This is a genomic window from Larkinella harenae (genome assembly GCF_054780515.1).
Genome location: NZ_BAAGWE010000003.1, coordinates 1 through 21606, shown reverse-complemented (window position 1 = coordinate 21606; position 21606 = coordinate 1). Strand labels below are relative to the sequence as shown.

Genomic DNA, 21606 nt, shown 5'->3' with positions numbered 1-21606 from the left:
CCTATTTCATGAAACATTTTCTATTGTTGGCTTTTTTAACGGCCTCTTCGGCTTGGGGGCAGTCAACAGACTCTACCACATATCCGGTTATCCCGCCCAAAAGTAATTTCAAATCTGGATATATAGTCGAGCCCGGATTTGCGTATACATTGACCCGCCTTTCAGGAATGAAAGCTTTTTTTCGGAATAACCAGGTGGATTTCGATAAGCATATCGATCGGATTGTGACAGCTGGCCTGGGTTACCGATGGCAACGGGTCAAGGTAATGGTTCATCCATTTTTCGGTGTAGATCAACGCTTACTACCGCCCAGTTTACAGGGGCGATCTAATTTCGTCGCCCGGCGTCAGAACCTGAGTGGGGTAGATTTCATGGTTGGGTACGATGTTGCAAACACCCGTAACCAACGGGTTTTTGTGAATGCCAGTGTTGGCAGCATCCGGTACGAATACAGTTTGTTTAGGCCGACCAGTCAGCCAGTTTCGTTTCAGAATATTTTTCAACATAGTTCGATAGGTAGCGTTCCATCGTTGTATTTAAACAGTGGTTTTTGGGAGGTCAATATCGAGGTGTCCCAGCGGGAAAAACGGGCTGATAGCTTTCAATGGGTAACCCGGATCGGTTACCGGCGTAGTTTTCAATCCCGGTCCTGGCAATCGGATGCTTATCCGTTGCTGGATGCTCCGCAGGATCTGATCAGCCAGTTTTACCTCCAGGTTGGATTGTATCTTTCCCGGAATAAACGGGCTCGGGCGACACCATGAAAACGGTGCTGTACAAGCTGCTTGTGGCCTTTTCGCTTACTGTGGAATTGCCAGCTCAGCCGGAACCGGCGCAGTTGATACTTTATCGGGAAAAAACATTTATTTGGGAGTTGGGAACGGCCTATCCCTTTAAAATCAACGATCAGAAGGTTGGAAAGCTGTCGTCCAAACGGTATGTTCAATTACCTCTGATGCCCGGCCGGGTTAAAATTGAGTTTTACGGCGATTATTTTTCGAACAGTCGACCGCTTTGGTTACAGGTGCAGCCGGGGCAGACGTATTACGTGAAAGCAGTGGTGGACGTTGATTTTCTTACCGCTACCCTCCTGATGGTGCCGGTAAGTCCGCAACAGGCCCGTCAGGAAATTAAGCGAATGAAACCTGAAAACATGACCCGGCCAACTGATTAAGTTTGTTTTGAACATGAACCGGCGATCTACCCTTTCCATTTGGCCATCGCAACCGATTCTTTTGCTGATCGGGACGTTGACGGTTGTGCTGAGTTACTGGGGCTGGAAACTATACCGATTGGTCGGTGCGCAACGGGATGAAGACCTGCCCGATCTGGGTAGTTTGGTTCGTTACCTGTTAGGACTGTTTTTTCTGTTGCTTTGCCTCGGAACGCTGGCGCACCTCAACTATCGGTTCGCTTTTCGGTGGTGGATGCATCAGCCAAGACGTGGGCCGTATTACGGAGTCTGGCTTTGTTTGCTGGGCTGGGGCCTGTTTGAAGTCCTGCAAATTCGCACCGATCAGGAAGATACCTTCGTTGATGAAAATATGCTGGTGGCGGTTTTGTTGATCGGATTGATCGTTCTGTACGGTTTTATTGCCGATGGACTTCGTACCCGGCGGCAGCAGCAAGAACTCATCCAGCAGAAAACGGCGGCCGAGCTAACCGCATTGAAAGCCCAGGTTAACCCTCATTTTCTGTTCAATGCGCTAAATACGATCTACAACGAAGCCCAGCGGTCGGAAAATGAGTCGGTGGCCGAACTGATCGGACAGTTAGCGGGAATTTTGCGGTTTACGATCCAAGAATCGGCGCGCCCGCTGATTTCCGTTGAAGAGGAATTTCAATTTCTGGAGAAATACCTGCATTTACAACGGGCCCGATTACCCCAGCTTGACCAGCTGCAGGTGCAAACCCGGCTGGATTGGGATGGACAGCCCGCCCAGTTGGCTCCATTGCTGCTCATTCCATTTGTAGAAAACATGTTTCAATACGGCATCAGTCTGGCACATCCGGCTCATCTGGAGCTCGATATATTGGTTGAGAACCGTCAGCTTCATATGCGGGTAATCAATACAGTAAATGCAGAAGCAAAAGCTAAAAGTAACTTCGGGACTGGGATCAAAAACGTTCGTCAGCGTTTGGTACTGCTGTATCCAGACCGACATGAGTTGACGATTCAACAAAGCGATCAGTTATTCACCGTTACCTTGCGGATCGATTTATAAAACTATGCTGCGTGCTATTGCAATCGATGATGAACCGGCAGCGCTGGAAGTGCTCGTTCGGTATGCTGATAAAGTGCCTTTTCTGAATCTGGCAGACACCTTCGTGAACACAACGGATGCGCTGAACCACATTCATACGCAACGGGTCGATTTGATCTTTCTGGATATTCGGATGCCGGACCTGCCGGGAACGGATTTTGCCCAGTTGATCGCTCCGCTTCACAAGCCGATCGTATTTACGACGGCTTACGCCGATTATGCACTGGAAGGGTTCGCGCTGAACGCACTTGACTACCTGCTCAAGCCGATTGAGTTCAGCCGGTTTCTGCAAAGTTGCAACCGGGCGTATACACAGCATTTGCTCCAGCGTGGAGAACCATCGAGCATTTTTGTGAAAGACGGGTATGACTGGATACGCGTCAACCTGGCTGACGTGCTCTACATTCGCTCGGATACCAATCTGATTTTTATTCACGAACAAAACCGCCAGATCACCACCCGCATGACCCTGGCCGATATGGTGGCCCTGTTACCCGCCGACCACTTTATTCGGATTCATAAATCGTACGTGGTTGCCCTGAACGCCATCCGAAAACTGGAGCGTCATCAGGTAACGGTCGGCAATGTGGCCATTCCGCTGGCGGCCAGCTACCGACCAGCGCTGGAACAGCGACTTTTGCGGAGATGAATTCTTGAAACTCCGCGAAACAACATCCTCACGGCTGGTAAATCCGGACATAATCCACTTCAAACCGGGCTGGAAAGGTCGTAGCTGATGGATCTCCACCGTTTTGCCCACCAATGGCGAGGTTCAATAAGATGTAATGCGGCTGGTGGAACGGATTTTTACCGCTGCCGTCACCATTGACGGTTTTCGATAAATCGACCGAGTTGAGCAACTGATCATCAACGTACAACTTGATAAAATGCGGGTCCCAATCCATGCGCCAGGTGTGAAACTTCTTCGACCAGTCCGGGTCGTTGAACGTGTCCAGCGCCTTTTTAGTGGTGCTCCATTCGCCCACCCATTGTTTGTTGGTGCCCCAGACCGCATTCGCCAGCAGCCTATTCCGGTAGTATTCCATGATGTCGATTTCGCCATTGGAAGGCCACTCGCCCGCAACGCCCAACGTCCAGAAAGCGGGCCACATTCCCGGCCGGGTGTCGATGCGCCCCCGCATTTCGAAACGGCCATACTGCCACTGGTGCAGTCCTTTCGTCAGCAGGCTGGCCGAGGTATAGCGAATCGAATCGCGGCTGGTTTTCCAGTTGGTGCTGCCGCGTTCGTAGTGCGGGTTCGGACGGTTTTCCCGGCGGCTTTCGATAATCAACAAACCATTTTCGCACCACGCATTGTCGGGCTGGTACCATTGAAGCTCGTTGTTGCGGACAAAACCGTTTTCAAACGTCCATTTTTTGGGATCGGGGCGGCCGGGCGTGTTGAACTCATCGGACCAGACTAACTTCCAGCTGGGCGCTGGCGCAACGGGGTTGATCGTAACCAGCCAGAGTAAAAGGCTAAACAACGGATGCATATCGGGTCAGGAGTAAAGACGAATAAAGATAAGGTATAGGCCTGAAATACGGGTTTTATACCCATCGAATCCGCAGAGATTTAACCGAATGAGGCTGTTGGCAGTTATAAAGGACAATTAGCTTTAGGGCGTTGTTAATGAAACGTACATTTACCGTTTTGCGCAGGTACTCGTGGAAAATTGTATGGCTGGTGTTTACCATTTCCGCCAGTTTTTGTGGCGTTGCGCGGGCGCAGTCCGACACAACCCGGAAGGAAATCAAAGTGCTGGGTATTTCGCTGGATACGCTGCTCGCGATTCGGTCGCCCAAAGTCGATACCAATTACATTGCCAGCTACTACGCCCATTTGCACCTCCGGGCCATTGCGCAGGGACACGACTATTTTTTGCAGTTTATCGGAAAAGACGATAAACTGACCTACAAACCCAACGGCGCGTCGTCCTTCGGGCTGGGCGCGAGCTACTCCTGGCTCAGCGCCGAACTGACCACCCGAATCCCATTTATCAACCAGCAATCGCGGGCCGCGAAGGGCAAGACCCGCCGATTCGGAACCAGCCTGAGCTACAACGGCCGACGGGTTTGGTTCAACTCCAGTTTTCAATGGTACCGGGGGCTGTACCTGAATAATCCGGATGTGCTCGATAAAAATTGGTTTGCCATCCATTCAGATTTTCCGCAGCGCCCGGACCTGTCGAGTCTGGGCTGGTACAACTCCGTGTATTACTGCTTCAATCACCAGCGGTTTTCCAACCCGGCTTCGCTCATGCAGCGCGAACGGCAGAAGAAAAGTGCAGGGTCTTTTCTGGTGGGTGCTACGTTGGTTTTTACCCAGATCAAGGCTGACTCGTCGCTGTTTCCGCCCGCGACCAAACCGTTGTTCCCGCTAAACGCCGACCTGGTGCGTTACCGTTCGTTTAGTTACAGCCTCAACGCCGGCTACATTCAAACGTTCGTGTTTCGCAATAATTTCTTTGCAACGCTGCTGGCCCGGCCGGGCGTGGCGCTACACAACGCCAACCGGGTTTGGGTGGGGGAGAAGACCAAGTCGCTGCCGATTCGGATGGGCGTGCAGGGCGATTCCCGCGTGACGTTTGGGTACAACAATGGACGGTATTTTGCGGGGGCAACGTATTCGGTTGTCTTTCTTTCCGGGAATCTGGAAGGCGACAATATTCTTCGTAGCTTTAATACCGATATTCGGTTGGTGGCTGGCTGGCACTTCCCTTTCAAACCCAAGGGATTGTTACAGCGCCTGCCGGGCTTTTAGAAGTTAACTTAAACTTAAACTAAGATTTTTTTGTTTTATTTGTTTAGTGACGTCCCTCCGCTTACCTTATCCAATTGGACTACTCATACTGAACTAACCATCCGGACCTTAGGGGTCTGCCACACATAACAAATGACTGTACCTACAGCCACGATATCGAATCTTGACCTAACCAATTGCGAAACCGAGCCGATCCGCATTCCCGGCTATATTCAGTCCCACGGTTACTTAGTGGCCGTAACGGCGGATGAGCTTATTATTCGGTACGCCAGCGAAAACATTCAGGCGCTGGTTAACCAGCCGGCCCGCGATTTGCTGGGAAAACCGCTGGCGGCATTACTGACTCAGACTGACCTGCCGCTTTCGGAGTTGCTAGATATTCTGAACGTTGGAAAGCGGGATAATGCCTGGTCGCGGATGAATCCGCATCGCTTCCGGATCAACGGAAACGACTACAACCTGATTGTGCACCAGCATGAAGGCCTTATTCTGATCGAATGGGAAGCGGCCATTTCGACGCGCAGTAATCTAGATCAGCAATTGGTTGCCGAAGCGCTGACTGAAGTACAGTCGAACCGCACGCTGACGGAATTGATCCAGAATACCACCCGGCGGGTTAAGCAGATTATTGGTTACGACCGGGTTATGGTGTATCGCTTTGGGCCGGATTGGCACGGCGAGGTCATTGCGGAAGAACGGGATCCGAATGTGGACTCGTATCTGGGATTGCATTACCCGGCATCGGATATTCCGCGGCAGGCCCGGGAGTTGTATAAAACCAATCTCGTGCGGCTCATTGCGGACGTGAACAGTACGCCCTCGGCCATTTTGTCGGCGGCTGAGAACGCGGATGGGCAACCGCTGGATTTGACTCATTCGGTGTTGCGGGCCGTATCGCCGATTCATATTGAGTACCTCAAAAACATGGGCGTTCAGGCATCGATGAGCATTTCGCTGTTGTACCGGGGAGAACTCTGGGGCTTGATTTCCTGCCATCATTCAACGCCCCGGTTTGTGGATTATCCGGCGCGTCAGGCGGCCAAATTTGTGAGCCAGCTGCTATCGTCGGCCCTCGAATTCCGCAAAGATGAAGAAGACCAGTCCTTTCTGTTTCAGGTTCAGCAAAACGAGCAGAAGCTGAATGGCCAGATTCTGAAAGACTGGGATGTTGTGGCTGGGCTGACCCAACACGAGGTAACAGCCCTGGATATTACGGGGGCAACGGGCGCGGTGCTGGCGTTTGACAACAAGTTCTATGCCCTGGGTTCGGTGCCGAGTGAATCTGCTATGGCGGGTATTACCAACTGGCTCGGAACCAAGTCGTTCGATACCTTCTTTGAAACCAATCAGCTTCCGGAACTGTACCCAACGGCCGAATCATTTCGCGACGTCGCTTCCGGGCTGCTGGCTGTTGCTTTGTCGAAAGATTTGAGTGAGTACATCCTCTGGTTTAAGCCCGAACGGATTCGGCAGGTCACCTGGGCCGGAAATCCGGACAAACCCGTAACCGTAGCCGAGAACGGGCAGATGCAACTACACCCCCGCAAGAGTTTTGAAGCGTGGTCGCAAACTGTCCGCAATACTTCGGAACCGTGGAAAGAGTCTGAAATAGCGGTAGCCATCAAGCTGCGTGAAGACGTATTGCAGGTGGTGGCCCGGAAAGCCAATGAAGTCCGGCAACTGAACGAACGGTTGCGGGTGGCCTACGAAGAGCTGGATGCGTTCAGCTATACGGTTTCCCATGATTTAAGGACGCCTTTGTCGTCCATTCGGTGCTACGCCGAAATCATCCTGGAGGAACAGGGCGGTGTGATGGACGACGATACGCGCGTGATGTTTCAGAAAATTCTGGATTCGACGGAGCGGATGCGATCCCTGATCCGGCATATTCTGTATTACTCCCGCATGGGCCGTACAGAATTGAATTTCAAGCAACTGGATATGACAAAGTTACTCGATGTGATCCGGGATGAAATTCTGATTACAGAGAAAAAGAAGGACCGTAATATCCAGATTGAGTTTGGCAACATACCGCCGATTTACGGTGATCCGACGATGGTGAACCAGGTCTTTACGAACCTGATGTCCAATGCCGCCAAGTATACGCAGCGGGTCAAAGAAGCCATTGTTCAGGTCGAAGGGCGCGAAACCGAAACGGAAGTCATTTACAGCGTAAAAGACAACGGAATCGGCTTTGATATGCGGCATGCCGGGAAAATGTTTGACCTGTTCAAACGACTGGACAATGCTGCCACGTTTGAAGGAACCGGTGTTGGGCTGGCCATTGTGAAACGGATTGTTAGCCGTCACAAAGGCAAAATCTGGTTCCATAGCGAACCAAATCGCGAGACGGTATTCTCGGTGTCTTTCCCCAAAGAGGCACAAATCCAGTAAACTTAGTACGACGATGTTAGATGTATTATATGTTGAAGATAACCCGGATGACGCCGATCTTTTTGGGCGGGTTATTCGGAAAATGGAGAAGACAATCTCCTATAAGGTAATCAACATTGGCTCCGAAGCCCTCGATTACCTCACTGCCGAAGGAAAGTACCAGCAAGACACGGCTCCGTTGCCCAAGTTGCTGTTGCTCGATCTGGATCTGTCAGAATACAGCGGTTTCGAAATTATTCAGCGGGCCCGCTCCGTGGCCCGGACCCGGCTACTGCCCATTGTCGTATTCAGTACATCCGATAGTCCGCAGGATATTAGCCAGTCTTTCCTGCTGGGTGCCAACGCGTATGTTGTCAAGCCCGGTAGTTATCAGTCAATTAGTCAGTTGCTGCGCCGGTTGTGCGATTTCTGGCTGATCGATAACAATGTTGTTTTGAAAGCATGATGTTAGCCGAGCGACTACGGCAGGAAACCCGTCCTGTACACGAACAAACCGAGGAGCTGTTGTATACCGAGCCGTTGCGGGCGGGCACCTTGTCACCTGAGCAATATACTCACCTGCTCCGGGTTCACTGGCTATTTCACCACGCGCTGGAAGCGGCTATTGATCAGCATCCGGAATTTTTTCGGGAGTACCACCCGGATGAACGCCGGAAAACGCCCTGGCTGGCGCACGATCTGGCGGAGCTAAACACTCCGTTACCCGATCCGATGCCCGGGCTGTTTGTGGGTTGGTCGCCGGTTGAGTTGCTGGGCGCAGCCTACGTGGGCGAAGGGTCGATGCTGGGTGGTAAAGTGGTGCTGCATTATTTGCAGAAAAATCCGTCGTTACAACCTGTGCTGAAAAATGCCCTTTTTTACCGTGGATACGGGGCCGAAGCCATGACAAAATGGAAAGCATTCGGAGCAATGCTGGCCGAGCAGCCCGAATCAGAACACCACAAAATTGTTGAAGCAGCCCACCGGACGTTCCGAACCTACCACGATCTTTTCCGGCACACCCAGCCGCAAAATCAGGAGGTTGGCTGAGCATTCTGGCTGTAAGCCGGTAAGAAAATCTTGAATGTCGAACCTTGGCCAACCTGACTGACCACGTCAACGGTTCCGCCGTGGATTTCGGCGACTTTTTTACAAATAGCCAGGCCGATCCCGGTTCCGCTGTAGGACGACCGGCTTTCCAGGCGCTGGAAGGGCTGAAAAATGCGGGCTTTGTATTTTTCATCGAACCCGATGCCGTTATCCGCAACTTCAATCAGGAGAAAAACCCGTTCTGATTGATTTCTCAATTCCTCCGGAAGTTCCTGTAGATCAGGGTGACGGGCGCTGATCTGAACCAGCGGTTTTTGATCGGATTTCTGGAATTTAATTGCATTCGTAATCAGGTTCTGGAACAACTGCCGCAGCCGTAACGCGTTACCCAGCAGATTCGGAAGGGGCGCTACCCGTACCGTGGCTTTCCGCTCCGTAATGGTCACTTCCAGGTCACTCAGAACTTCTTTGATCAGCTGCGAAAGCGAAACCGGCTCAAATGGCTCGGTCTGGGTGGATAAGCGAGAATACGTCAGCAGATCGCGCACCAGCACCTGCATGCGTTTTGCCGAATTCTGGATACGCCGGACCAGGTCGACTTCGCCATCCACCAGGCTGTCGGCAAACTGACTTTGCAATACGTCCCCAAACGCCTGAAGTTTGCGCAGCGGTTCCTGCAAATCGTGGGAAGCGATATAGGCAAACTGCTCCAGGTTTTCGTTGGAGTTTTTGATTTGGTGAATGGTGGATTCCAGCTGGTATTGCGTGCGTTTGTTTTTGGTAATGTCCAGAAACGTGACGCGCAGCTCGTCCCCGAAGCGGTCGGCGATCAGGGTTATCCAGCTATCGGTTCCATCGTTCTGATAATGGTGCTCAATTTCGAGCGGTTGTGCCTCGTCGAAAGCCCGGCAGTAATGCTCAAAAATGCCATTGGATTGGTAGCGCGGAAACCACCGGCTGTGGGGTTGGCCCACGATGGCGGACGGTTCCTGGCCAAGAAAATTCGCGAGTGTTTTGTTGACAATTGTGAAAATGAAATCGGTGATTATCCCTTCCTCATCCCGAACTGGCTGTAGTAGAAATAAGGCCGATTGCGAGCTGTCCATCAACGCTCGTAATCGAGAAATTTCAGTGCCTAACGGATCGGCAGATGAACCCAGCGGGGAATTAGTCATTGGTAATGAGACAAGTCGGGCGGACAGTACGCTTATTGGATTAACTAAGATAGCGGGTTAATTGTTGAGTTTTGGTTTGGGTGTATAAAAACTATTGTCTGGTCATACCCGGATAGAGCGATAGTTTATACGATCTGGTATTTTTGTTCCGATTCTCACGCAAAACCTACGATCGAATGCCAGTATTTGACCATCTTTTTATCAATGACGAGACGTTGCCCTGGGAGGAGGTTGGCCCCGGTGTCCGGCGCAAAATCATGGCGTACGACGCCCAGCTGATGCTGGTGAAAGTGGCGTTTGAAGCGGGGGGCGTTGGCGCTATGCATCACCATTATCACACGCAAATGAGTTACGTCGAGCGGGGACGGTTTGCAATCACCATTGGCGATGAAACCCGCGAACTCAAAGCGGGCGACGTGTATCATCTACCGCCGAATGTACCACACGGTGCGCTGGCGCTGGAAGCCGGGGTGCTGGTGGACGTTTTTACACCAATGCGGGAGGATTTTTTATAAGCTTACGGTTCTCGTAGGCTGCCCCTATTCACAATGGCTTACGCTAGGTTAAACCGTAAACTAAAAACCGTGAAATAGCAGACATTTCACTATTTTGAGTCGGACAATTTTCCTTCGGCTCTTTCATGAACTATCGCTCACGGGTTCTCTCGTTTTTGTTCGCGCTTTCGGCCATTACGTACATTGATCGCACCTGTATTTCACTGGTTGCATCCGACATCAAAACCGACCTCCAGATTGGCAATGATCAGTGGGGCTGGGTGCTGAGTGCGTTTGCTCTTTCCTATGCGCTTTTCGAACTGCCGACGGGGGCACTGGGCGACCGGTTGGGACCCCGGCGGGTGCTGACGCGCGTGGTGGGCTGGTGGTCGGCATTTACGGCGCTGACGGGCACGGCTACTACCTGGCTCTACCTGGTTGTTGTACGGTTTTTGTTCGGCGTGGGCGAAGCTGGGGCTTACCCGAACGCATCCATTGTGGTTTCGCGCTGGTTTCCACGGCAGGGAACAGGCCGCGCGCAGGCCTACATCTGGGCAGCTGGTCGCGTGGGTGGGATGTTGGCACCCTGGATCGTAGTGCCGGTTGCCACGCAGTTTGGCTGGCGCGTTTCGTTCTATGCGATGGGGCTGTTGGGAATCGTCTGGGCCATCTGCTGGTATGTCTGGTTTCGGGATTTTCCGCGGGAGAAGCAGAATATTGCCGTCGAAGAACGGGAATACATTGAAGAGAATCGACGGTTTCGGATCGCGAGCCACCACATTCCCTGGCGGGCGGTGTTGCGCAGTCAGAATATGTGGGCCATTATGCTGATGTTCCATTTTTACATGTACGGCGCGTATTTCTTCACCGGCTGGTTGCCAACCTACCTTCGGGAAGGGCGTCATTTCAACAAGGAGGAAATGCAGCTGTTTGCTACACTGCCGTTTTTTTTGGGTGCCATTGGGTGCTTTACCGGCGGTTACGTGAGTGACTGGCTCGCCAAGCGCTATGGGCTGAAAACCGGTCGGCGGGTGGTTGGGATCGTGGGGCTGGGCTTGTCGTCGGCGATGATTTTGTTGTCGGCGCTCACGACCGATAACGCAACGGCCGCGGTTTTTCTATCAATGGGCATGGGTTTCAAAGACCTGACGCTACCGGTTTCGTTTGCGGTTTGCAACGACGTGGGCCGGAGCAAGTCGGGTATGGTGTCGGGAGCCATGAATACCGTGGGGCAACTCGGGGCGGTTTTTCTGGGCGTTCTGTTTGGCTATATTGTAAAGGTCACCGGTGATTTCAACCTGCCGTTGTTTCTGATTGCATTTCTGTTGCTGTGCAGTTGCTTGCTCTGGCTCCGGATCGACCCAACGGAGGAGGTCGTACTGGTTTAGTAATACCGCCCCATCAGCCGGTTTTCTACAATCTGTTTCTTCATTTCCAGCACGTTGATTGTGCCCTGTTTGCTGTATACGATTTTTCCGCCCGGTTCCACCAGAATGGTATACGGCAAGGCGCCCTGCCATTTCGGATCGATGGCTTCGATCAGCGCATATTTATCGTCCGAGCTGAAGAGGTAATTTTTATTGGACGCTTCTTTCTTTTTCAGAAATTCCAGGGCTTTGGCTTTTTTATCGGGTTTATCCGCCGAAACCGTTACCAGTTCAAAATCCCGTTCGCGATACATCCGGTCGATGCTGATGAAATCAGGAAACTCCTGTACGCACGGCCCGCACCAGGTGGCCCAGACATTGATCAGGCGCAATTTATCGGAATCATTCCGGAGGAGTTTTTTCAATCCGGCCACATCGATGTCTTCGAGCGAAACGGGGCGTTTGGCCCATTCGGCGTTCTGTTTCTGGATATAATCTTCCTTTTCCGTCCATTTGACCGAGCAGCCAAACGTCTTTGTCGTGGCCACCGGCACCTTTTGCCCCGCCAATACTGCATCCAGAGCTGCCCGGGTATCTTCGGCGTTGCCCGTTCCGGGTTTTTCCTTGGCATCAAACCGTCCGGCGTATTGCAATTTGCGGTCTTTGTCGAAAATGAAAACATGAGGTGTTGCCACAGGACCGTATTTCAGGGCCGTTGCCTGCGTATCGCCGTCGTAGAGGTACGGGAAATTATAGCCCTTTGCTTTGGCGCGGATTTTCATTTCGGCGAAACTGTCGCTAAGATCCGTATACCCCAGTTCGGCCAGGCTTACGGTCGCGGGATTGTTCGGGGAAATGACGACAAAGTTTACCTTTCTGGGCGTGTAGTCCTTTACCAGTTGAATCATGCGGTCTTCGTAAGCCTGCGCGGTGGGGCAGTGGTTGCAGCTAAAGACGATGACCAGGGCCGGGGAGCCTGCAAAGCTTTTCAGACTATACTGCTTGCCGTCGATGCCGGGCAGGGAGAAATCCGGCGCTGATGCGCCAATTTCCAGCGTTTTGTGTTCTTCGGAAGGCACAAAAGCAACACAACCAATCCAAAGAAGCAATAGAGCCTGGCGCTGGATTTTTTGGAGCAAGAATTTAGTAATCATAGAAATACGGCGTTGCGTGTGAGAATTCTATAATTAAACCTGAAAATAGTGAAACTAAACGGGTTTGAAAAGCCTGTACGTAATTCTTCCGTTTGAGCGGGCAAAAATGCGGATTCATCCGACTTGCATTGGACAAGGACCGTCCACCGTGTACTTTTAATGACGATTTAAACACTTCAGCAACAGGCCGATTTCTCCAAGTAGCAGTACGATTACGTGAACAAGCTGTCAATCCCCCGAACGCTAAACAAAGCCGAACCGATCAATGATGCATGGCTGCAACGCATCGGCATTCCGGTGGCGGTGTTGCCCTTTGTCTTTTTCTACGCATTGGAGTACGGATACAACGGCCCGCTGGTGGTGCAGGCATTTGGCTGGGGATTGGTGTCAACGGCCCTGGCCTGGCGATTGTTGCGGTGGTGGGTCATGAAAGTACGGAGCTGGTATGCTGGCCGGGAGCAGTTCCGGCCCCGGATGTTGGCCACCTTCGTGGGGTATTCGCTGTTTACAATTCCTTTTCAGGTGCTTGAAACCTGGTTCATCAGTCACGCCGACTTGACGGGCTTACTCACACCGGCGGAGTTTCCGCGTGTTTACCTGATTCACATCGGTATGGCGCTGTTTTTTGTGCTGGTGGTTGGGGGCGTTTACGAGAGCATGTATTACCTGCAGAAAAATCACGAGGCCATCACGGAAGCCGAGTCACTCAAGAAAGCGACCTTGCAAAGCCAGTACGATAGTCTGAAGAACCAGGTCAATCCGCATTTTCTGTTCAATTCCCTGAACTCCCTGTCATCGCTGATTTTTGAAGACAAGAAGCAGGCGAGTGTGTTTCTGGATGAGCTGGCGAGTGTATACCGCTATTTGTTGCAGGAAAACGAGCGGGAATTGACGCCACTCCGGCGGGAACGGGATTTCATCCGGTCGTATCTGTACCTGATCCAGACGCGTTTTGGAACCGCCATTTCGGTTGACCTTCAGCTGTCAGACTCCTTCCTGGATGATTGCCTGCCACCGTTGACACTCCAGACCCTGGTGGAGAACGCCATCCGATACAATGTTATTTTACCCGAAAAACCGCTGCGGCTTACCATCCGAACCGCCGAAGATGGCAGGCTGCTGGTCATCAATTCAATCCAGCGTAAAGTGTTGCGCGTGACTACCGTGCCAGACGGTCTGGGAACACTCGCTAACCGCTTTCAGCGGCTGGGGCTACCCGCGTTGGTGATTGATGATGACGGGCAGGAGTTTCGGGTAACGGTTCCGTTGCTTCGACGGTCGCAGAATGCTATTTTTTAAATCTTTCCAGTAAACAACAACTAATCATGAAAACGCTACGAATCAGTTTTGCCCTTGTATTAATGAGTAGTCTGACCAGCATGGCCCAGTATATGCCGTTGGGTGGCATTACATCCTGGACCGAAGGGTATGTGGTAACACTCGAAAAGGATACCATCCGCGGCAAGGTCCGGATCAATACGATGGTGAACGACGCCCCCGCCAGCGTGGCTGTGCGGCTAGATGGCGATAAAGTCGTGAAAATGAAAGGCGAAAAGCTGCAATTGGTAGCCCAAGCCATTCCCCAATTTGCCTATGCTACCGGAGCCATCCCCCGCGAACGCCAACAAGTGGTATTCGAACGTGTGCCAAACCCCCGCCAGAACGGCAGAACCGCCCTGCTCGAACGGCTGAGTCACCCCGGAAAAATTACGCTCTACTTCGATGCCAACGGCTGGAAGAAAAATGCAGAATACACCTTCGGCAACTTTACCATTGGCACCAATCCCAAAGACCTCAGCTTTGTGGTGGTGAAAGACCGAACCGATGCCCGAATCGTGAAAAAAAGCACGATTGATGATGAACACGAACATCTGTTCGGCGACTGCGCAGAGTTCGTTCGTCTGTTTCCGGCCGCTACGCGCCGGGACTGGAAGCGGTTTGGAGAAATCGTGGAGGCTTATAACCGGACCTGCGTGATCGGAAATGCGTTGAACTGACGATTTTTTTGTGAAAAAATTAGAAAGGACTGTAGCGTTTGCGCAAGGCTTTACGTCATGGTGGTAGTGAACACTTAAACATCATTTACGACCATGAAAATCCCGTTCATTCTATCCAACAACCTGATTAGTAGGAAAACCACCATTCTCTGGAGCCTTGTACTGCTGACGACGCTCGGTGCCTGTAACCAGAATTCGGACAATGCCCCGGCCCCTTCGGACAAGAGCCTGACCACGTTGCTTAAAAGCCAGGAGGCATACGACCGGGCCATGAATGCCCGCGCCAAGGCTGAAGGAGCCCAGTTTACCATTGAAGACGTAAGTCGTGAAGGCAATATATTGACGGTCAGAGTAAAAGGCGGCTGTTCGCCCGAGTCATTTGCGGCCGTTTGGAACGGTATCGAGATCATGATTTATCCGCCGATAGTTAACATTGCCCTGATTCACGAAGCCGGTGAGGTGTCGGGCTGTCCGACCGATCTGGTGCACACGCTCAAAATTGATATTGAGAAAGTGGTGGGCGCGGGCGACCATTCAAATACAACCTTCAGGGTGTATAACGGGTCAAAACTTCAGGACACGACGCTGAATCCGGACGGCAGCGTTTCCAACCAGTAACTCAACATCCAGCGTTGAACGGGGAGCCACGCGTGGCTCCCCGTTCGTTTATCGCCCGTATCCGGTGGCATGGCACCCGACTGTACGCCTTTCGAAAAACAACTCATCGAAGGATGCCGAAAAGGCAGTCCGCAGCACCAGGAAATGTTTTACAAGCATTTTTACGGGTTTGCAATGGCCATTGCGTTGCGCTACCATCCGGCCCGGCAGGAGGCCGGGAGCGTGGTCAACGATAGTTTTCTGAAAGTTTTTGCCCGCATCGACCGGTATTCATTTGATGAAACATTTCGGGGGTGGCTCCGGCGGATTGTGGTCAATACCGCCCTCGATCATTATCGGAAGCTGGTGAAACACACGCATGCGGTCGATACAGAGCACGCAGATCGCCAGGTGGTTAGGTTGGAGGACTCCGTAATTAGCCAACTGACGGCGGAAGATATTCTGAATTTGCTACAGCACGTACCCGATCCGTACCGGGTGGTTTTTAATCTCTACGAAATTGAAGGGTATTCACACGAAGAAATTGCCGGACAGCTCAATCTATCGGTCAGTTCATCACGCGTGTACCTCGTTCGGGCGAAGGAAAAGTTGGCGCGTCTGGTGAAAAGTTACTTTCCGAATCACGATGAAAGATTCTATCCATAAACGACTGACCGACCACATCCGGAAAACCGTAGGGCGCTATGAAGTACCTTACGAACCCGGCTCGTGGGAGGAGTTTCAGCGGTTACAACGCAGCCAGCGTCCACCGTTGCCGCTGATTAGTTTACGGTATGCACTGGCGGCCTGTCTGTTGCTGGGGATGCTGGGCGTTCCACTCTGGCTGGATTTCAACGCCGGGAACCCGAATGAAGTCGCCAACAACCGTTCGAAAACCCGTTCATCCGTGTCAAAACCCGTTCCGGCCCCGACTAGAAACCATCAGTCCGGACAAGCGGTTGTGCCGGATGCGCCAGTTGCCAGCATTGTCCGCCAAAAACCGTCCAGTCCGAAAAAAACGGAGATGAATCAACCTTATACGGCCTGGAATAACACTTCATACGGATCGAAGCTAGTTCGAAAAACAGGGTCTGAGAAGCGCCAAGGGGCGGGGGATGAGCCACGAATGAACACCGAAAACGAGCCTGCAAAACCAGCACTGAGTGGCCCAACTTACGGTATTTCGGAGGGAACAGGGCCAATGCGTAGGCTGGAGAAAACCGTTGCTTTGGCCGGACGGTTTGAAATCATTCCGTTGCGTCCGGGGAGGGCTTATCGATGGTCGGTCAGACCGCTGGGGTTGCCCCTGCGTGCCTATGCCGAAGAACAAGCTGCAAAAGTTGATCCGCTAACCTCTTCCTTCAAGCCAATTTTGGGCGTGAGCCTGGCTCCGCAGTCCGTTTATGCACCCGGAAGTTCGCCCAGCACGGCGGTGGGTGGGGGCGTTTTTTCGGAAATACCGCTCAACCGGCGGTTGAGCGTCTCAACCGGTCTGTCGATGGCCCGTCAGACGTTGGGGACCAAAGAACCCGGCGTTTTTGCGATGGCAAACCGACCAACCCTGGTCGCCACCGATATCCGGCTGGTAGCCGTTGACTGGCCCATAAACGTACGATTTCGCCCGCAGAAAGCGTCCCGGACGGGTTTCTACGCCGAACTGGGTCTATCCTCCCTGGCTTTCTTAAACGAGCAGTATGCTGAAGTCTATCAACAAATAAAACCGGTAACCATACTGGTCATGGGAACCAATGGAGAAGAACATACTGTCACGCAGTATGTTACGCAGGAAGAAACCGTTAATCGCTCCGAGCCGGGTTTTCAAAAAATCTACTGGGGGCGAATCGTCAACCTGTCGATTGGCGTTGAACGGCGGTTGGGTGACCGGATGCGGTTGTCGGCTGAGCCCTATTTGAAATACCCCGTCGGGCCCTTTACGCGGGAAAATCTGTTGCTCGGTTCGGGAGGGGTTAGCCTAAGGCTTGGATTCCAGGCTGGTCGTCCATCAAAGTGAAAAAGTCTTTTTGAAAAATAGTACCACAAAAGCCGCTGTACGGCTCTTTTTTCTACCGTAAAACACATTTTTTTCATGACTCTTTCGATTCGGATCGGATAGAGTCATTTGTGTTTTTTAGGGATGCAATTGGGTCTCCTGTTGCGCTGGATAGGAAAAAAGTAACTTTTCCGACGAATGAACTACATTGAGTGTTCCAGTTACTTACTGAATGTAGACAACCGCCAGAGTAGAACGTTTCGTGCCTTTTCTTAAGGGAATGTTTTTTGCCAAACGAAGCGGTTTTTTTAGCCCATGATACAACAGGACAGACAAACTCAATACGTGCTTAAATTCGTTGCCCTAACTAAACTAAACCCGAAGAACCGAACGATGAAAAGGTGGTTTGACAACACCGTATTACTGTGTTGTACAGGATTTGTATTGCTTTATGCACAAGGTTGCCAGCCACGTAAAGCAGGAGGGGCGCGGGAAACCAGCCGGGCCAAATTCAGCGAAAATGTTCGGACTACGAATTTCCGCACGCCCGAAGAAGAACGATTGGGTTTTCACCTGCCCGAGGGCTTCGAAATTACACTGTTTGCCGCCGAACCCGACATCACCAAACCCATGAACATGGAGTTCGATGACCGGGGCCGTTTGTGGGTCACCCAGTCGTCGGAATACCCGCTGCCTGCTGATCCGGGCAACGGGAAAGACCGCATTACCATTCTGGAAGATACGGATGGCGACGGCAAGGCCGACCGCTTTACCCCTTTCGACAGCAAGCTCAATATTCCCATTGGCATCCTGCCGATGACGGACGGGGCCATTGCCTACAGCATTCCGAACCTGACCCGCTACCGGGATACGGATGACGACGGGAAAGCCGATCAGGAGAAGGTGGTGCTGGGGCCGTTTGGCTACCGCGACACGCACGGCATGGTCAACAACCTGGTGCGGGGCTTCGACGGCTGGGTGTATGCCTGCCACGGGTTTACCAATACCTCCTCCATTGCAGGCGCCGATGGCGATTCGATCACGATGGTATCGGGCAACACCTTCCGGTTCCGGCCCGACGGCAGCCGGGTGGAGCAAACCACCTTTGGCCGGGTCAATCCGTTTGGCTATGCGTATGATGAAATGGGGTATTTATATTCGGTGGATTGCCACTCCAAGCCCATTTACCAGCTCATTCCGGGGGGCGAATACCCGCACTTTGGCCGGAAAGCACCGCTGATCGGTTTTGCACCAGAAATGATGAGCTACGAACTGGGGTCGACGGCCATTGCGGGGCTGGTGTATTACACGGGGTTGCAGTTTCCGGAAGAATACCGGCACAGCTTTTTTTCGGGGGATGTGGTGACCTGTCAGATCAACCGCAACACCATCACACACACGGGTTCAACGCCCATTTCCAAGCGGGAAGCCGATTTTCTGATCAGCGATGATCCGTGGTTCCGGCCGGTGGATATTAAAGTGGGTCCGGATGGGGCGCTGTACGTGGCCGATTTTTACAACCGCATCATAGGGCATTACGAAGTGGCGCTGAACCATCCTGGTCGTGATCGGGCCAGTGGCCGCATCTGGAAAATTAGGTATGTGGGCAAGAAACCGCATCAGAATCTGCCCGTAACCGACTGGTCAAAAGCCAGCTTGCCGGAGCTGGTAGCGGGCCTGAATCATCCGCAGCTGAATGTTCGGCTGAAGATTGCCGACCGGCTGGTGGAGGTAGGACAGCAAAAAGCCGTTGAACCCGTTCGGCAGCTGATGGCAGCGCCCAACGTTGCCCCCAAAACGTACGTGCAGGGGCTGTGGATTCTGAACCGACTGAATGCCCTTCCTGATGATGCCCTGAAAACCGCACTGACCCAAACCGATCCGTTGATCCGGATGCACGCTCTTCGGGTTTTGACGGAACGTCAATCGCTGGCGGCCATGCACCGGCCGCTGGTCGCACAGGCACTGGCCGATCCGTCGGCCGACCTGCAACGCGCAGCGGCTGCGGTATTCGGTACGTTCCCGAATGTGGAGAACCTGGCTTTGTTGAGTGATTTGTACGAAAAGACACCGGTTTCAGATTCACATTTGCGCTATACAACCATCATCGCTATCCGGGATGCGCTGCGTGATAAAAAGATTTTGACGGAAGTAACCACCCGCAACTGGACCGATTCGCAGCGTGCCTTGCTGGCCCGGGCCATGACGGACGTAGCTTCCCCGGAAGGGGCCCTTTTTGTCCTTAATGAGCTTCGTAAAAACCGGTTACCGGCGGAAGAACTGGTCGATTACGTAGCGTATGCCAGTCGGTACTTGCCTGCCAATCAATTGGATGGGTTAATCAGCGCCATCCGGACCAAATACACCAATGATTACGACGGTCAGTTTACCATGCACCGGACTATTCTGGAAGGAATGGCTAAGAGCGGGGCTGTGGATAATCCGCAAATGGAAGAGTGGGGGAAGGCGCTGGCGAAACGTGCGCTTTCCGATATTTCGGAAGCTACGGAGACCTGGAAAATCCGGCCTATAGAGAAGAATGGCGATCTCAGTTATTGGTTTACGGCCACGAATCTGGAAACAGACCGTTATCAGCCGGTGCGGATGCTGATTAGTCAACGGGTACCTACGTCGACGCTTTATTCCAAGCCGTTCGCGTTGCCGTCGTCGCTGCGAATGAATGTATACGATAATGATCTGTACAGCAGTGATCTGAAGACGGGCGTTTCGAAAAACGCGGTCCGCGTCCGGCTGGCCGATGGCGGCAAGATTATTGCCGAATACCGGATGCAGCAAAAGCAACCCGCGACCCGCAATGACCAGATTGCTCAGGCCACCTTGGATCTGAGCGCCTACAAAGACCAGCGCGGTTTTCTGGAAGTGGTCGACAGTTCAAAAATCGGAATGATTGCTTTTGGGAATCTGGAGCCTGCCGTGCTTCCGTTTACCGTGATGGGCCCGAACGAACTGGCCGCGCAACGAATTCAGGCCACCGAACTGGCTTCGAAATACAAAATCACCTCGCTGGAAACCGCTTTGCAAAAGCTAGTCCAGGCCAAATGGCTCGATTTGCGCGTGCGAATGGCAGCAGCGGAAGCGTTGATGAATATAGCACCCAGCCGGAATCAGGAGTTGCTGGGGAAAATATTTGCTGATCGCTCGGAATTGGTGAGCTTCCGGCAAAAACTCGTGGCTGCCCTGGGGCAGTCACCGTCTCCGCGTGTTTACGAAGCATTAGAAAATGGACTGAGGGGAAGCGCCCGCCCGTTACAGGTAGCGATCGCATCCGTTCTGGCAAACGATGAGCGGGGAATCAATCACCTCATTGCCGCCCTGAAAGATGAACAGATGGGCGTCGATGTTGTTTCGGAACCTTCAATTAATGAACGTCTGACAGCCAAAGCCAATTCCGATCAGAAGAAGCAACTGGCGGCCTTTCGGGCCAATGGGGCCAGCGACCGCGAAGAACGGGAAAAGCTGATTCAGGCGCGGCTGGACGGTCTGAGCATGACAAAGGCATCCGCCGAAGCGGGCCGGGCGGTTTTTATGAGCAATTGCAGCATGTGCCACCAGATCAAAGGCAGTGGTGGGCTAGTCGGGCCGCAGCTTGACGGGATTGGCAACTGGGGAGCCAAAGCCCTGACCGAGAAAATTCTGGACCCGAACCGCAGCATTTCAGACGCCTTCCGCACCTACAATATTGTGCTCAAAAATGGCCAGACGCAGACCGGCTTATACCGCCGGGCGGAGGGGGAAGTCATTGTGTTTGCCAACCTGGACGGCAAGGAGTTTTCGGTGGCCAAAAGCGATATGAAGGAATACAAGGCGTCGAAATACACGCTGATGCCCGATCAGTTTCGGCATACCATTCCCGAAAAAGACTTTTACGCCCTGATGACGTATTTATTGAGTGTCAAGTAGCTTTCGTGCATTTTACCCTTTCCATTAAGTAGACGAGACGATTTCAGGATGATAGCAATGAAAAGAATGATAACGACGTCGGGTGTGTGGGCCCGAAAAGGACTAGGCCTGTACGGTTTTTTGTTCGTCGGCATTTTGGCCTGCAACGCCCAGAATAAAGACAAAAAAGGAAGCGAGCTTGCGTTTAAAAAGCATGTCTTGACCCGGGATTTTATTGCCGAAGGCGCAACGGTGCTGGATGTGAATAAAGACGGCAAAAAAGATGTGGTGTCGGGCGCTTTCTGGTTCGAAGCCCCCAATTGGACGCCACACCAACTGGCCAAACCCCAGAAGTTTATCTACAACGAAGGCTACAGCAACTCCTTCCTCAACTTCGCCCTGGATGTCAACCAGGACGGCTGGGTGGACGTCATCCGCATCGACTTTCCCGGAAAAGCCGCCGTCTGGCACGAAAATCCCA

General features: G+C 52.4%; 19 protein-coding genes and 1 pseudogene. 17 read left to right on the top strand and 3 right to left on the bottom strand.

Features of this window, described 5'->3' with window-relative positions; genetic code table 11:
• Window positions 1–167: 167 nt before the first annotated feature.
• Genes ACYVH9_RS17155 through ACYVH9_RS17140 form a run of 4 tightly spaced genes read left to right on the top strand, consistent with a single transcriptional unit; the run spans window position 168 to window position 2913 of the window.
• Window positions 168–764 carry a hypothetical protein gene (locus ACYVH9_RS17155; RefSeq protein ID WP_460637620.1) on the top strand — a complete coding sequence of 199 codons (597 nt, stop codon included), beginning with the start codon at window positions 168–170 and terminating at the stop codon, window positions 762–764.
• Window positions 761–1174 carry a DUF2846 domain-containing protein gene (locus tag ACYVH9_RS17150; RefSeq protein ID WP_460637619.1) on the top strand — a complete coding sequence of 138 codons (414 nt, stop codon included), beginning with the start codon at window positions 761–763 and terminating at the stop codon, window positions 1172–1174. The genes ACYVH9_RS17155 and ACYVH9_RS17150 overlap by 4 nt, the downstream gene beginning before the upstream one ends.
• Before the next feature lie 13 nt (window positions 1175–1187).
• Window positions 1188–2225, top strand: a complete 1038-nt coding sequence (locus ACYVH9_RS17145) for a sensor histidine kinase (RefSeq protein ID WP_460637618.1) — start codon at window positions 1188–1190, stop codon at window positions 2223–2225.
• Between the two features lie 4 nt (window positions 2226–2229).
• Complete coding sequence (locus tag ACYVH9_RS17140) at window positions 2230–2913, top strand: LytR/AlgR family response regulator transcription factor (protein WP_460637617.1); 684 nt, start codon at window positions 2230–2232, stop codon at window positions 2911–2913.
• Window positions 2914–2941: 28 nt separating this feature from the next.
• On the opposite strand, the gene ACYVH9_RS17135 is transcribed toward ACYVH9_RS17140, so the two are convergent.
• Entirely contained in the window at window positions 2942–3760 is an 819-nt protein-coding gene (locus tag ACYVH9_RS17135) for a glycoside hydrolase family 16 protein (RefSeq protein WP_460637616.1), read from the bottom strand.
• Window positions 3761–3897: 137 nt separating this feature from the next.
• On the opposite strand from ACYVH9_RS17135, the gene ACYVH9_RS17130 reads away from it, so the two are divergent.
• The 4 genes from ACYVH9_RS17130 (at window position 3898) to ACYVH9_RS17115 (ending at window position 8451) form a co-directional block, all read left to right on the top strand.
• Window positions 3898–5028: a DUF4421 family protein gene (locus ACYVH9_RS17130; RefSeq protein ID WP_460637615.1), complete on the top strand. Its 1131-nt coding sequence runs from the start codon at window positions 3898–3900 to the stop codon at window positions 5026–5028.
• 132 nt (window positions 5029–5160) lie between these two features.
• Window positions 5161–7422 (top strand): ATP-binding protein, encoded by a 2262-nt coding sequence (locus tag ACYVH9_RS17125; RefSeq protein WP_460637614.1) that lies wholly within the window; start codon window positions 5161–5163, stop codon window positions 7420–7422.
• Between the two features lie 13 nt (window positions 7423–7435).
• Window positions 7436–7867, top strand: coding sequence for a response regulator (locus ACYVH9_RS17120; RefSeq protein WP_460637613.1), 432 nt, complete (start codon window positions 7436–7438; stop codon window positions 7865–7867).
• Window positions 7864–8451, top strand: coding sequence for a biliverdin-producing heme oxygenase (locus tag ACYVH9_RS17115; RefSeq protein ID WP_460637612.1), 588 nt, complete (start codon window positions 7864–7866; stop codon window positions 8449–8451). Before ACYVH9_RS17120 ends, ACYVH9_RS17115 begins: the two co-directional genes overlap by 4 nt.
• On the opposite strand, the gene ACYVH9_RS17110 is transcribed toward ACYVH9_RS17115, so the two are convergent.
• Window positions 8436–9626 carry a sensor histidine kinase gene (locus ACYVH9_RS17110; RefSeq protein ID WP_460637611.1) on the bottom strand — a complete coding sequence of 397 codons (1191 nt, stop codon included), beginning with the start codon at window positions 9624–9626 and terminating at the stop codon, window positions 8436–8438. The genes ACYVH9_RS17115 and ACYVH9_RS17110 overlap by 16 nt on opposite strands.
• A gap of 176 nt (window positions 9627–9802) precedes the next feature.
• On the opposite strand from ACYVH9_RS17110, the gene ACYVH9_RS17105 reads away from it, so the two are divergent.
• Both ACYVH9_RS17105 and ACYVH9_RS17100 read left to right on the top strand, forming a co-directional pair.
• Window positions 9803–10141 (top strand): cupin domain-containing protein, encoded by a 339-nt coding sequence (locus ACYVH9_RS17105; protein WP_460637610.1) that lies wholly within the window; start codon window positions 9803–9805, stop codon window positions 10139–10141.
• Window positions 10142–10266: 125 nt separating this feature from the next.
• Window positions 10267–11508 carry an MFS transporter gene (locus ACYVH9_RS17100; protein ID WP_460637609.1) on the top strand — a complete coding sequence of 414 codons (1242 nt, stop codon included), beginning with the start codon at window positions 10267–10269 and terminating at the stop codon, window positions 11506–11508.
• On the opposite strand, the gene ACYVH9_RS17095 is transcribed toward ACYVH9_RS17100, so the two are convergent.
• On the bottom strand, window positions 11505–12641 hold the full coding sequence (locus ACYVH9_RS17095; protein ID WP_460637608.1) for a redoxin domain-containing protein: 1137 nt from the start codon (window positions 12639–12641) through the stop codon (window positions 11505–11507). The genes ACYVH9_RS17100 and ACYVH9_RS17095 overlap by 4 nt on opposite strands.
• 216 nt (window positions 12642–12857) lie before the next feature.
• Here ACYVH9_RS17095 and ACYVH9_RS17090 point away from each other — a divergent pair, with 216 nt between their 5' ends.
• The 7 genes and pseudogenes from ACYVH9_RS17090 to ACYVH9_RS17060 form a co-directional block, all read left to right on the top strand.
• Window positions 12858–13940 carry a sensor histidine kinase gene (locus ACYVH9_RS17090; RefSeq protein WP_460637607.1) on the top strand — a complete coding sequence of 361 codons (1083 nt, stop codon included), beginning with the start codon at window positions 12858–12860 and terminating at the stop codon, window positions 13938–13940.
• 26 nt (window positions 13941–13966) lie between these two features.
• Entirely contained in the window at window positions 13967–14638 is a 672-nt protein-coding gene (locus ACYVH9_RS17085; protein WP_460637606.1) for a hypothetical protein, read from the top strand.
• Between the two features lie 93 nt (window positions 14639–14731).
• Window positions 14732–15256, top strand: a complete 525-nt coding sequence (locus tag ACYVH9_RS17080) for a hypothetical protein (RefSeq protein WP_460637605.1) — start codon at window positions 14732–14734, stop codon at window positions 15254–15256.
• A gap of 69 nt (window positions 15257–15325) precedes the next feature.
• Window positions 15326–15901 (top strand): RNA polymerase sigma factor, encoded by a 576-nt coding sequence (locus tag ACYVH9_RS17075; RefSeq protein WP_460637604.1) that lies wholly within the window; start codon window positions 15326–15328, stop codon window positions 15899–15901.
• Complete coding sequence (locus tag ACYVH9_RS17070; RefSeq protein ID WP_460637603.1) at window positions 15882–17246, top strand: porin family protein; 1365 nt, start codon at window positions 15882–15884, stop codon at window positions 17244–17246. Before ACYVH9_RS17075 ends, ACYVH9_RS17070 begins: the two co-directional genes overlap by 20 nt.
• Before the next feature lie 372 nt (window positions 17247–17618).
• Window positions 17619–21146, top strand: coding sequence for a PVC-type heme-binding CxxCH protein (locus tag ACYVH9_RS17065; RefSeq protein WP_460637602.1), 3528 nt, complete (start codon window positions 17619–17621; stop codon window positions 21144–21146).
• Between the two features lie 57 nt (window positions 21147–21203).
• Window positions 21204–21606: pseudogene (locus ACYVH9_RS17060) on the top strand (VCBS repeat-containing protein); the annotation flags it as partial.